Raw genomic sequence first — 12,919 nt, 5'->3', positions numbered from 1 at the left:
TTACTCAACACACTGTTGACCACGTCGACACAATGTTGATAGCTTTACATCATGACCGAATTTGTCGACGTCGTCATCGTCGGGGCCGGGATCTCCGGCATCAGCGCCGCCTGGCACCTGCAACAGCAGTATTCCGGACAGGACGCCAAAAAAAGTTACGTGATCCTGGAACGCCGCGAGAAGCTCGGCGGCACCTGGGACCTCTTCCGATACCCGGGCATCCGGTCGGACTCCGACATGTACACCCTCGGGTTCCACTTCAAGCCGTGGGCGACCGATCAGATGATCGCCGACGGCCCGTCGATCTGGAACTACCTGAACGAGGCCGCGACCGAGAACGGCATCGACAAGCACATTCGCTACGGCCAGAAGGTCCTGGCCGCGAACTGGTCCGACGAGCACCACCGGTGGGAGCTGACCGTCGATCGCGGCGGCGAGCAGACCGAGATCCACGCCAACTTCCTGTGGGCCTGCAGCGGCTACTACAACTACGACGAGGGTTTCTCACCCGAGTTCCCCGGCCTCGAGGACTTCGGCGGCACCATCGTGCACCCGCAGCATTGGCCCGAGAACCTCGACTACCAGGGCAAGAAGATCGTCGTCATCGGCAGCGGCGCCACCGCGATCACGCTGATCCCCGCGCTGATCGACAGCGGCGCCGGCCATGTCACCATGCTGCAGCGCACCCCCACCTACATCGGGTCGCTACCCGACAAGGACCCCTTCGCCGCCCGCGCGTTCCGGCTGCTGCCGGAGAAGACGGCCTACACCGCGGTGCGCTGGAAGGCCATCCTGCAGGCCACCGCGCAGTACCAGCTCGCCCGCACCATGCCCGGCGTCTTCCGAAAGGCGTTGCGCACCATGGCCGAACGGCGGCTGCCGGACGGCTACGACTACGACAAGCACTTCAGCCCCAGCTACAAGCCGTGGGACCAGCGCGTCTGCCTCGCCCCCAACGGCGACATCTTCAAGGCCATCCGCAAGGGCAAGGCCGACGTCGTCACCGACACCATCGAGCGCGTCACCGCCGACGGGATCACCCTGACGTCCGGTGAGCACCTGCAGGCCGACATCATCATCACCGCAACGGGATTGAACGTGCAGTTCTTCGGCGGCGCCCAGGTGCTGCGCAACGGTGAACCGCAGGACCTGTCGACGTCGATGGCCTACAAGGGGCTGATGCTCTCGGGTCTGCCCAATGTGGCGTTCACCTTCGGCTACACCAACGCGTCATGGACCCTCAAGGCCGACCTGACGTCGGAGTACGTCAGCCGGCTGCTGCACTTCATGGACAGCAAGGGGTACGACACGGTGGTGCCGCGCGACCCGGGCGACGACGTCGAGCAGCTCCCGTTCGTCGACCTCACCTCCGGCTACATCAAGCGTGCGCTGGACAAGCTGCCGAAGTCGGGGTCGAAGACCCCGTGGCGGCTCAAGCAGAACTACCTGGTGGATTTGCGCGTGATCCGCAACAGCAAGATCGACGACGGCACGCTGGAGTTCAGCAGGAACCGCGCCCTGGCGGAGGCGTCGTCGCGCGGCTGACACCATGAGGGGGTGACCACTGCGCAACGGCTGGTGTTCGACCTCCCTCACCTGACGATCCACGCGCTGTCTTGGGGGCCGGCCGACGGCCGGTTGGTGCTGTGTCTGCACGGCTTCCCGGACAGTGCGTGGGGGTGGCAGAAGATGGCGCCGCTGCTGGCCGAACACGGCCTGCGGGTGGTGGCGCCGTTCTCCCGCGGCTACGCGCCGACCGGACCCGCTCCCGACGGCGACTATCACATCGGCGCGCTGATGTACGACGCGCTGGCGGTCCACGGCGCCCTCGGCGCGCCGGAGGACGCCGTGCTCATCGGGCACGACTGGGGCGCGTTCACCGCGGCGGGGCTGGCCGCATCGCCGGACTCGCCGTTCGCCACCCACATCACGATGGCGGTCGCGCCGATCGGCGCGATCAACCGCACCCGCGGCGACGCCGGCCGGCAGCTGCGGATGCTGCCCCGGCAGCTGCGCAACAGCTGGTACATCCTGTTCTTTCAACTCCCCGCCGTCCCGGAAAACGTTCTGTCGCGAGTGATTCCGCGACTGTGGCGGGACTGGGGGCCGCCCGGCTTCGCGACCGACGCCGAACTCGACGCCGCGCTGGCCGCCCTGCCGAGCCCGGCGCACCGGCGGGCGGCGGTCGGCTACTACCGCGCGATGGTGCGACCGTCGCGGCCCGCGGCGCGGTACGCCGACCTGCACCGGTGGGGCCTGGAACTCCCGCGGGTGCCCATCCTGCACCTGCAGGGACTGCAGGACGGCGCGATGCTGGCGGACTACGCCGAATCGGTGGCCGACGTGCTGCCGGCGGGCAGCCGGGTGGTCACGCTTCCGACGGCCGGGCACTTCCTGCAGATCGAGGAGCCCCAGCTCGCTGCCGACGCTGTGCTGGACCATCTCGGCGCGCGCTAACGTGGTGCCCGTGACCCCCACCCGACCGGCGACTCGGCTCGCTGCCCTGTTCGCCGTCGCGCTGCTGGCCATCAGCGGCTGTGGCCGCGACAGCGGGCCCGCCCCCTCGTCACCGCCACCGTCGGCCGATGTGGGCGCGGCCGCCGACTTCGCCGACGCGCTCTCGCGCAAGGTCACCGTCGACGCGACGATGACGCATCTGCGCGCTCTTCAGGACATCGCGAACGGCAACGGCGGTAACCGCGCACTCGGCACCTCGGGCTATGACGCCAGCGTGGACTACGTCGCCAAGGCATTGCGCGACAAGGGTTTCGACGTTGCGACGCCGGAATTCGAGGTGAGGTTGCCCTGGGCCGACGCCCCGTCCCTGACCGTGGCCGGCGACAAGATCTCCGCCAAGCCCCTGGAGTACACGGCGGGTGCGCCCGGCGGCGGCGTGTCCGGACCGATCGTCGCGGCACCCGCCGAGGACACCCCGGGGTGCACGGCCCAGGACTACGACGGGCTGCCGACCCAGGGTGCGGTGGTGCTGGTCGATCGCGGGTCATGCCCGTTCGGCGACAAGCAGACCGCCGCCGCGGCGCGCGGCGCGGTCGCGTTGATCGTCGCGAACAACCAAGAGGGTGAGATGAGCGGTGGCACGCTCGGCGAGAACACGGATGTGAAGATCCCGGTGATCAGCGTCGCCCAGGCCGACGGGGCGCGACTGCGGGGCGAGGCGGGCGCACCGGCCACGATCGTCATGAACGCCGGCGTCCGCGTCGAGAAGACCCGCAACGTGATCGCCCAGACCAAGACCGGCTCGACGTCGGATGTCGTGATGGTCGGCGCGCATCTGGACAGCGTGCCCGACGGGCCCGGCATCAACGACAACGGCTCCGGCGTCGCCGCGATCCTGGAAACCGCTCTGCAGCTGGGCAGTTCGCCCCAGGTCACCAACGCCGTGCGGTTCGGTTTCTGGGGCGCCGAGGAGCTGGGCCTGCTGGGGTCGAGCAACTACGTCGGATCGCTGGACGTCGAGGCCCTCAAGGACATCGCGCTGTATCTGAACTTCGACATGCTCGGCTCGCCCAATCCGGGGTACTTCACCTACGACGGCGATCAGTCCACCGCGCCGGGCCCGCAGCAGGGCGTTCCGCGGGTGCCCGAGGGCTCGGCCGGTATCGAGCGTGTCCTCGTCGGCTACCTCGACCGCGCGGGCAAGCCGGCGCAGGACACGTCCTTCGACGGCAGGTCGGACTACGACGACTTCACCAAGGCGGGAGTGCCTGCCGGCGGCCTGTTCTCGGGAGCCGAGGAGAAGAAGTCCGTCCGCCAGGCCGAGATCTGGGGCGGCGCCGCCGATCAGCCGTTCGACCCGAACTATCACAAGGACACCGACACGCTCGATCACATCGATCGCACCGCGCTGCAGATCCACGGCAGCGGCGTGGCGTACTCGGTGGGCCTGTATGCCCAGGATCAGCGCGGCCGCAACGGGATTCCGGTGCGCGAGGACCGCACCCGCCATCAACTGCCCGAGTCATGACGCGCAGGCACGTCGCCGCCGCCCTGGCGCTGCTGTGCTGTGTGCTGACGGCCTGCTCGTCGAACACCCCGGCACCGCCGTCTGACCTGGCCGCCGACCTGGCCGGGAAGGTCACGGTCGACGGGGTGTTCCGGCACCTGACGGAGCTGCAGAAGATCGCCGACGCTCACGACGGCAACCGTGCCGACGGCACTCCCGGCTACCAGGCCAGCGTGGACTACGTAGCGAAACTGCTGCGCGACAAAGGTTTCGACGTGCAGACTCCGGAGTTCCAGCGGCTGTCCGGATCGCGGGGCGGGAAGCCGGCGCTGACGGTGGCCGGACGGAGCTACCGCACCGACCAGGCGTCGCTGCTGATCACCACCAAGCCCGGCGGCCTGCGGGCGATCACCCTGCGCCCCCGCACGCCCGCGGGGTGCACGGCTGCCGACTACGGCTCCGCGGCGGTCAAGGGCGCCATCGCGGTGGTCGACGACACCTCGTGCTCGATCGTGGCCAAACACGATGCGGCCGTGGCGCGCGGCGCCGTCGGGGTGCTCGTGGTCAGCCAGGCCACGCCGGCCCGACCGGTGGGCGCCCCGCCCGGCCTGTTCACCCCCGGGTACTACCAGAGCATGACGATCCCGGTCGGCGTCATCGACCCGACGGCCGACGCCGCGCTGCGCCGCACCGACGCACCGGTCACACTGGTGCTGGACAACAAGCCGGTGATGACGACGTCGCGCAACGTGATCGCCCAGACCCGCTCCGGAGACCCCGACAGCGTCGTGATGGCCGGCGCGCACCTCGACAGCGTCAGCTCGGGGCCCGGCATCAACGACAACGGAACCGGGGTCGCCACCATATTGGAGACAGCCCTCCAGATGGGTCCCGAGTTCGGCGGTGCCAACGCCGTCCGGTTCGCGTTCTGGGGCGCCGGCGAGGTGTCCGCCGACGGGTCGATGAGCTATCTGCGGTCACTCGACGCCGACCGACTCGACGCGATCGCGCTGTACCTGGATTTCGACGTGCTCGGGTCGACCAATGCGGGCTACTTCACCGTTGACGGAGACCAGTCCGCGCAGACGGCGACGACGGTTCCGGCTCTGCCGCAGGGATCCGCGGGCATCGAGCGCACCCTGGCGGGACGGCTGTACGCCCACGGCGTGCGGCCGGCGGACATGCCGCTCACCCGCGGCACCGACTACGCCGCTTTCCTGGCCGCCGGGGTTCCGGTCGGCGGCGTCACGACCGGCACGTCGCAGCGCAAATCCGAGGTCCAGGCCAGGATCTGGGGTGGCAAGGCGGGCGTCGCCTTCGACCCGAACTACCACACCCGCGCGGACACCATCGACAACGTCGACCGGGATGCTCTGACCATCATGGCGTCCACGGCCGCATTCGCAGTGGGTGGCTACGCGCAGTCGATCGAGGGCGTCAACGGGGTTCCGGCGCACGATCAGCGGAACCGGCGTACGCCCTAGCCACCCGTGTGACGAACTGGTAGACGCCGTCCTCGTCCGGGGCGAGCGGCCCCGGGCGCGCGTGCGGTGAACTGAGCCCGCGCTGCACCGACTCGCAGGCCGCCCAGTCCTGACGATTGGTCAGATCCCAGAAGTCGACCGCGTAGGAGGGGTCGAAATCCGGTTGCGCAGCAACGTCTTTCGGGAACGCCCAGGCGCACTCGACGTGGGTGCGGTCGGCGGCCAGCGGCGTCATCAGGTGCGTCATCACATAATCGGGATGCAGGCTTATGAGCAGGTTCGGGTAGGCCACCACGTACATCACGGTGCGCCGCTCGTGCTCGGACAGGCCCGCGATGGTCACCCCGCCGCTCCTGCCGGTCAGCGACATGGTCTCCGCGCCGTCGACGATCGACATCCAGCCGCCCATCCACGCGCCGTCCCGGTCCAGGTTCTCCCCACTGGTGGGCGGGCTGATCCGGGACAGCTCCGGGTGAATGCTCTGGCAGTGGTAGCACTCCTGGTAGTTCTCGGCGATCACCTTCCAGTTGGTGGCGAGCTCGTAGGAGTGGCGCGCGACGACCGTGAGATCCTCGGGCCGGTACGGGGCCACGACGTCGTCCCACCCGGCGACGTGCCGGCTGAAGTCCACGTCGGCTCCGCCGGAATCCACGAACAGCCAGCCGTGCCAGTCGACCAACCGCAGTTCGGCCAGCCCGGACTCCGCGGGGTCGAAGCCGTCGACGTCCGCGAAACCCGGTGCATTGCGCAGACTTCCGTCGAGCCGGTAGGACCACGCGTGGTACGGACAGACGATGCTTCTCCCTCGCGCCGACGCGCCGCAGGCCAGCAGCTCATGACCACGGTGCCGGCAGGTGTTGGCGAACGCGCGGATCACGCCGTCGTCACCGCGCACCAGCAGGGTGCCGTTCGCGCCGCTGCCGACCGCCTTCTGCGCGCCGACCGCGGCGAGATCGGAAGCGTGCCCGACGCAGGACCATCCGGAGAAGATGTTGCGCTGTTCCCAGGCGAACACGGCCGGATCGACGTACGCCTCGCGGGGCAGCATCCGGGACCGGCCGAACGGCGCCAACGCCGCGGCGACTCCGTCGGGCGGCAGCGGGGCCGGATCGTGCTGTTTGAACATACAGTCAGTCTAGTGTCGTGGGTGGTTGTCGGTCCAGACCATCACAGCTCCCCGGCGAACGCGCCGATACCGCGGTCGGCGGTGGTGTCGTCGTTGCGGGTCATCCGCCGGAACACCAGATAGCCGACCGTGACCGCCGCGAGCGCGGTGAGCAGCAGCAGCGTCGCCAGGGCGTTGAGTGCCGGCGTGGGGGCACCGCGGGCGGTGTTGTAGATCTTCACCGAGACGGGCTCGGAGGACGCCCCGCCCGAGAGATACCGCACCATCACGAAGTCGTCGATGACGTCGGCGAACACCAGCACGGTGCTGGCGAAGATCGCGGGCATCAGCATCGGCATGATGACGCGGCGCAGCGCGCCGACCGGTGAGGCGCCCAGGTCCATCGCGGCCTCCTCGTACTGCGGTCCGATCGTGGCCAGCCGGGCGCGGACCAGGACGGCGGGATAGGAGACCTGAAAGGTGATCAGGCCGATCACCTGCGCGGTGGTGCCGAGCTCGATCGGCAGCGCGACGGTGGTGATCACGAACAGCAGCGCCACCGCGAGCAGCACCTCGGGCAGTACGAACGCGAGCAGCATCAGGAAGTTCGCCCCCGACGGGAGCCGGCCGCGCCACCGGTCGATGCCGAGCGCGAACAGCACACCGAGCGGCACCGTGATCAGCGTGGTGAGCACGCCGAGTTTCAGCGTCTGCAGCAGCGCGTCGTGCAGCGTCGCGTCGTGCCACACCGACAGCGTCTGGTCACCCCAGTACCAGCGGAACGAAAAGCCCTGCCACACCGTGCGCGACCGGCCCGCGTTGAACGAGAACAGCACCGCGATCAGCACCGGCAGTAGCGACCAGAGCAGGTAGCCGACGGTCACCGCGACCAGGATCCGGGGCGGCCGCCACGGATCGTTCCACCAGGTGACGGGGCTCCTCACGAGGCCACCTCGTCGCGGCGGCCGGTGACGCGGATGTAGTAGAGCATCGGGATCAACGCGGCGAGGAACACGAGCAGCACGAACGCGCCGGCCTGGCCGGTTTGGCCCGGGGTGAGCACGCTGTCGTTGATCAGGTTGCCGACCATCGCGGTCTTCGGCGACGCGGAGAGCATGTCGCTGGTGAAGTAGTCACCCAGCATCGGCAGGCACGTCAGCAGAACCGCGGCCACGATCGTCGGCCGGGCGAGCGGCAGCGTCACCCGCCAGAACGACGACGCACGATCGGCGCCGAGATCGCGGGATGCCTCGAGCACCGGCTGCGGGAGCCGGTCCAGGCCCGCGTAGAGCGGCAGGATCATGTACGGCACGTAGCCGTACACCAGGCCCAGGATCACGACGGCCGGTTGGCCCGTCAGCCAGTCGATGTCGGGGGTGAACAGCCCGCCGAACCCGAGCACGGAGTTGACCAGACCGTCGTCCTGCAACAGGTTGACCCAGGCGAACATCCGCATCATGTAGCTGATCCAGAACGGGGCGATCAGCAGCGTCAGCAGCAGACCCTTGCGTCGCCCGGACAACCGCGCGACGTAGTAGGCCACCGGGAAGGCGATGAGCAGGCAGGTCGCGCTGGCGGTCAGCACGTACACCGCGGTGCGCAGCAGCGCCGGGCCGAACACCCCGTCCGCTCCGACGATGTGGGACAGCACGTAGAGGAACTGGGTGGGATCCCACTGCACGGGATTCCAGATCGGCACCGCGGTGCGGAAGATCGGATCGAGCCTACCGAACACGATGCACAGCACCACGTACATCGGTGCGACGAAGAACAGCAGCAGCCAGACCACTCCGGGCGCCGCGAGCGCGGGCCATATTCCGCGGGACCGGTCGGACCTGCTGGACATGGGGAGAGCTTAGGACCCGCCGGCCTTGAACGTGCGCCAAACATTCTGCCAAGCAGCGTCGTTGGCAGGATCCAACTCCAGAATCCGGTACCCGGCGTCGAACCACTCGGGCTTGACGATCGCCGTCGACAGATTCTTCGGGATGAAACCGTCCGATACCAACGCGTCGGGCTTGATCGAGTTCTGCGGTGGCTGGTAGCCGATCGCCGAGAAGTTCTGCATGGCCACCTCGGTGTCGAGCATGTGATCGAGGAACAGATGCGCGAGCACCGGGTTCTTGCCGCCCTTGAGCGTGACCAGCATGTCGTTGTCCACCATGCCCTTGCCGTCGGCGGGGAACCAGTAGCGCAGCACCTCCGGCCCGGTGCCCTCGGGAAGGTAGGACTGCGCGTTGATGATGTCGCCCGACCACATCTGGGCCAGCCCCAGCTGACCGGCCGGCAGGTCGTTGTAGGCGGTGATGGTGACCTTCGGCGACGTGGCCGCCACCAGCTGCTTGAGCTGGTCGCCGACCAGCTTCAGGTCGGCCTCCGACGACGTGTTGATGTCGGTGATGCCGTTGCGCAGCAGCACCATGCCCATCGTGGTGTGCCAGTCGTCGAGGACCGCGGTCTTGCCCTTGTAGGCGGGATCCCAGAAGGCGTCGTAGGGATTGCCGAGCGCTCCGATGTCCGCGGGCACCTGGTCGGTGCGCCAGCCGATGCCGGTGGTGTAGATCGTGTACGGAACGCTGTAGCGCCACTCCTGGTCGTACCAGGGGTTGGTGAAACTGGGCCAGACATTGGAGATGTTCGGGATGTAGGAGTGGTTCAGCGGTCGCAACAGCCCGCCGTTGACCAGCCGGCTGATCTCGGTGTAGTTGGCGTTGTAGATGTCGAAGTCGACGCCGCTGCGCAGCTTGGTCAGTGCCTCCCCGCCGTCGTTGAACGTCGAGATCTCAACCGTCACTCCGTATTTCTGCTCGAAGGACTTCACGGCATCGGGGCTGACGTAGTCGGCGTAGGTGTAGAGCTTCAGCGTGCCCATCTCGGGGGCGAGGCCGTCGGCGATCGGCTTGTTGTCCTCGGGGATGTCCCAGGTGACCGGACTGTCCGGCGAGGCCAGCTTGAGCGTCGGGGAGGCACCCGGGCCCGAGGAATCCGATCCGCCGCCGCACGCGGCGAGGAACGCGCCGAGCGTGGGTGCGCTCGCGGCCAGAATCGCTGCGCGCGTCAGGAACTGACGTCGGGTGCTGGGCTCTGGCATCGGGCCTCCCCATTGATTTCGCGTCTTGTCGCTGGTAGGACTCTCGCATAGACTGAATGCTCAGTCAACCGACACGACCGGAGGTTCGCGGTGGCTGCAACGATGACGGCCCGCTTCGACTCTGTGAGGTCCCTCGACTCCCTGATCGCCGAACAGGAGGAGATCTTCCTGCGCCGTCAGCCGCGCAGCGCCGAACTGATCGAGATCGCAGGCGCGCACCTGGCCGGTGGCGCGACGTCGAACTGGCAGATCGCCGAACCGCAGGCGGTGTGGATGAGTCACGGCGAGGGCTCGAAGGTGTACGACGTCGACGGCACCGAGTACGTGGACATGCACGGCGGCTACGGCGCATCCATTGCCGGACATGCCCATCCGGCGATCGTGGCTGCCGTCAGCGACCGCGTTCGCCGCGGCACCCACTTCGCGCAGCCGACCGAGGACGCGATCTGGATCGCCGGGGAGTTGGCGCGCCGCTTCGACGTGCCGCTGTGGCGGTACGCGAACTCCGGCACCGAGGCCACCATGGACGCGGTCCACCTCGCCCGATCGGTCACCGGGCGGGATCTCATCATCAAGGTCGAGGGTTGCTATCACGGCCACCACGACTCGGTGCAGGTCTCGGTACTGCCCGAGGCCGACGAGGTGGGACCGCGCGACGCACCCATCCCGGTCCCCGGAAACACCGGCATTCCCCGCGCGATTCGCGATCTGGTCATCGTGGTCCCGTTCAACGACGTCGACGCGGTGGCGCGGGAATTGACTCGGTACCGGGGGCAGGTGGCCGCGATGATCCTGGAGCCGGTGATGATGAACGCCGGCATCATCCCGCCCGACGACGGCTACCTCGCCGCGCTGAAGGACCTCCTGCACACTCACGGGGCCCTGCTGATCTACGACGAGGTGAAGACCGGCTTCACCACCGGACCGGGTGGCATCACCGGACGCAGCGGGGTGGTGCCGGACATGGTGTGCCTGGCCAAGGCGCTGGGCGGCGGGATCGCCGTGGCCGCGATCGGAGGCAGCCCCGCGGTGATGTCGGCGATCGCCGACGGCCGGTACGAACAGGTCGGCACGTTCAACGGCAATCCGCTCGCCATGGCGGCCACCCGCGCCACGCTGTCGGCGGTGCTCACGGCCGACAACTACGCCCACCTCGACGCCCTGTCGGCGCGACTGCGTGCCGCCCTGGAGGCGGTGATCGCCGAGCACGGATTCGACTGGCACGTGGTGGCCCTGGGCGCCAAAGGCTGTGTGACCTTCCGGCGGGAGCCGGTGCGGGAGTTCCGCGACTTCCTCGAGATCGACGCGCGGCTAGGCCACCTGCACTGGCTCATGCAACACAACGGTGGCGTATTCCTCCCGCCATGGGGGAAGGTGGAGCAATGGCTGTTGTCGGTTCAGCACACGGTCGACGATGTCGACAGGTTCGCGCGCAACTTCGGCGCGTTCGCCGCGGCGGTCGCCGCGTCGCACTGATGGTGCCGGTCTGATGACCGGCGGCGCGATCCGGCTGCACCAGCTCGCCAAGTCGTTCGCCGGGATGCCGGCCGTCGACGGGATCGACCTGGACATCCCCGCCGGACAGTTCTTCTCGCTGCTCGGACCGTCGGGGTGCGGCAAGACCACCACGCTGCGGATGATCGCCGGGTTCGAGAAGCCGGACTCGGGACGCATCGAACTCGACGGTCGTGACGTGGCCGCCGATCCGCCGCACAAGCGCCCGGTCAACACGGTGTTCCAGACCTATGCGCTGTTTCCGTTCATGACCGTCCGGGACAACGTCGCGTTCGGGCTGAAGTACCAGAAGGTCTCCCGCGAGGAGACCACCCGCCGGGTCGGCGAGGCGCTGGAGTTGGTGCGCATGGACTCCTACGCCACCCGCAGGCCGGCGCAGCTCTCCGGCGGTCAGCAGCAGCGCGTGGCGCTGGCCCGCGCCCTGGTCCTGCGGCCGCGCGTGCTGCTGCTCGACGAGCCGCTGGGCGCACTGGATGCCAAGCTGCGCAAGCAACTTCAGCTCGAACTGCGGGCCCTGCAACGCGACGTCGGGATCACGTTCGTGTACGTCACCCATGATCAGGAAGAGGCGCTCACCATGAGCGACCAGATCGCGGTGCTGGCCGAGGGTCGGGTCGAGCAGGTCGGCGCGCCGCAGGAGATCTACTCCGCACCGGCAACGACATTCGTGGCCGGCTTTCTGGGCGCCGCCAACATCTTCGATGCCGACATCGTCGACGTGGTCGGCGGCGCGGTGACGTGCTCGGCGCTGGGCACCCGGTTGATCGCGCCGGTCTCCGATGGCGGTCCCGCCCTCGGCGCCGCCGCCGTCGTGATCCGGCCAGAACGGATCACGCTGCAGGACAGCGAAACTCCCGCGGCTCCGGGAACCAACGCCGTCGCCGGAACCGTCACACACGTTGTCTATCTGGGCAACTGCACTCAGGTCCACGTCGACGTCGGCGCCGCGTCCGACCTCGTCGTCGAGGTGCCCAATCGGAGCGGACCCGCGTCGGTGACCCACGCGCCGGGACAGCGGGTGGCGTGTGTCTGCACCCACGACGCGGTGCGCGTGCTGCAGCGCAGCACCGCGGTCCCCGTCGTCGACCCGGTATCGGCTCTCAGTCCCGCTTAGCGGTGGGCTCGAGGTTGAGTTCCCGCTCGGCGAAGCGCATCGCGATGTCGTAGGCGACCTCGGAATCGATCTCGGGGTCCTCGAGTGCGACCTGGATCGACAGCCCGTCGAGCAGCGCGGCGAACTCGAGGGCGAACATCCGCGGATCGACACTGGCCCGATCGGCGCCGGACCGCACGGCGTCGACGATCATCGTGCGCCATCGCGCGTCGAGTTCCACCCGCCCGGCTTTGATCTCGTTGTGCCGGAACGCCTGTGCCCACAGATCGAACCACAGTCCCCAGGCGCCGGGGATCTCGTCATCGGTCCCGGGGACACACGTCCACCGGATCAGCAGGGACAGGCGGTCGCGCAGCGAGGGCACCTCGGCGAGCATCTTCTCCGCCGCCTCGTAGAAAGATTCCTCGGAGAAGCGCAACGCGTCGACGAGCAGCCGGTCCCGGGTGCCGAAGTAGTAGATGACGAGCGCCGAACTCACGCCGGCGCGCTTGGCCACGTCGGCGATCCGGGTGTCGCCGAAGCCCCGCTCACAGATCAGCTCGGCTGCCGCACGGAGCATTTCGATCCGGCGACCCTCGTTCTGCTCGGTCGCGGGCGCAGGTTCTGCCATGCGGTGATCCTCCCATCGTGTGCGGCGCAGCCCTTG

At 68.5% G+C, this 12,919-nt stretch carries 11 protein-coding genes; 6 read left to right on the top strand and 5 right to left on the bottom strand.

The genetic code is table 11. The features are described from left to right. Positions 1–51 precede the first annotated feature (51 nt). The 4 genes from MCHUDSM44219_RS14150 to MCHUDSM44219_RS14135 are packed head-to-tail and all read left to right on the top strand — an operon-like array spanning position 52 to position 5,448. Positions 52–1,545: a flavin-containing monooxygenase gene (locus MCHUDSM44219_RS14150; RefSeq protein WP_048418872.1), complete on the top strand. Its 1,494-nt coding sequence runs from the start codon at positions 52–54 to the stop codon at positions 1,543–1,545. A 12-nt stretch (positions 1,546–1,557) separates the two neighbouring features. Next, entirely contained in the window at positions 1,558–2,457 is a 900-nt protein-coding gene (locus tag MCHUDSM44219_RS14145) for an alpha/beta fold hydrolase (protein ID WP_048418871.1), read from the top strand. Between the two features lie 10 nt (positions 2,458–2,467). After that, a complete protein-coding gene (locus tag MCHUDSM44219_RS14140; RefSeq protein ID WP_048418948.1) occupies positions 2,468–3,985 on the top strand; it encodes a M28 family metallopeptidase in 1,518 nt (505 codons plus the stop codon). After that, positions 3,982–5,448 carry a M28 family peptidase gene (locus tag MCHUDSM44219_RS14135; RefSeq protein ID WP_048418870.1) on the top strand — a complete coding sequence of 489 codons (1,467 nt, stop codon included), beginning with the start codon at positions 3,982–3,984 and terminating at the stop codon, positions 5,446–5,448. The genes MCHUDSM44219_RS14140 and MCHUDSM44219_RS14135 overlap by 4 nt, the downstream gene beginning before the upstream one ends. Here MCHUDSM44219_RS14135 and MCHUDSM44219_RS14130 read toward each other — a convergent pair. Genes MCHUDSM44219_RS14130 through MCHUDSM44219_RS14115 form a run of 4 tightly spaced genes read right to left on the bottom strand, consistent with a single transcriptional unit; the run spans position 5,402 to position 9,644 of the window. After that, the gene (locus MCHUDSM44219_RS14130) at positions 5,402–6,574 is read right to left on the bottom strand and encodes an aromatic ring-hydroxylating oxygenase subunit alpha (protein ID WP_048418869.1); all 1,173 of its coding nucleotides are present in this window, start codon (positions 6,572–6,574) and stop codon (positions 5,402–5,404) included. The genes MCHUDSM44219_RS14135 and MCHUDSM44219_RS14130 overlap by 47 nt on opposite strands. Before the next feature lie 41 nt (positions 6,575–6,615). After that, entirely contained in the window at positions 6,616–7,497 is an 882-nt protein-coding gene (locus MCHUDSM44219_RS14125) for an ABC transporter permease (RefSeq protein WP_048418868.1), read from the bottom strand. Continuing rightward, positions 7,494–8,399: an ABC transporter permease gene (locus MCHUDSM44219_RS14120; protein ID WP_048418867.1), complete on the bottom strand. Its 906-nt coding sequence runs from the start codon at positions 8,397–8,399 to the stop codon at positions 7,494–7,496. The genes MCHUDSM44219_RS14125 and MCHUDSM44219_RS14120 overlap by 4 nt, the downstream gene beginning before the upstream one ends. Before the next feature lie 9 nt (positions 8,400–8,408). After that, a complete protein-coding gene (locus MCHUDSM44219_RS14115; RefSeq protein ID WP_048418866.1) occupies positions 8,409–9,644 on the bottom strand; it encodes a polyamine ABC transporter substrate-binding protein in 1,236 nt (411 codons plus the stop codon). 102 nt (positions 9,645–9,746) lie between these two features. Between MCHUDSM44219_RS14115 and MCHUDSM44219_RS14110 the strand changes: the two genes are divergently transcribed. Further along, complete coding sequence (locus MCHUDSM44219_RS14110) at positions 9,747–11,120, top strand: aspartate aminotransferase family protein (protein WP_048418865.1); 1,374 nt, start codon at positions 9,747–9,749, stop codon at positions 11,118–11,120. A gap of 13 nt (positions 11,121–11,133) precedes the next feature. Beyond that, positions 11,134–12,273, top strand: a complete 1,140-nt coding sequence (locus MCHUDSM44219_RS14105) for an ABC transporter ATP-binding protein (RefSeq protein ID WP_048418864.1) — start codon at positions 11,134–11,136, stop codon at positions 12,271–12,273. On the opposite strand, the gene MCHUDSM44219_RS14100 is transcribed toward MCHUDSM44219_RS14105, so the two are convergent. Then, the gene (locus tag MCHUDSM44219_RS14100; protein ID WP_048418863.1) at positions 12,260–12,883 is read right to left on the bottom strand and encodes a TetR/AcrR family transcriptional regulator; all 624 of its coding nucleotides are present in this window, start codon (positions 12,881–12,883) and stop codon (positions 12,260–12,262) included. The two genes, MCHUDSM44219_RS14105 and MCHUDSM44219_RS14100, sit on opposite strands and share 14 nt — an antisense overlap. Between the last annotated feature and the right edge of the window lie 36 nt (positions 12,884–12,919).

This window comes from Mycolicibacterium chubuense, assembly GCF_001044255.1.
GTDB lineage: Bacteria > Actinomycetota > Actinomycetes > Mycobacteriales > Mycobacteriaceae > Mycobacterium > Mycobacterium chubuense.
This window is presented reverse-complemented; position numbering and strand designations above follow the sequence as displayed.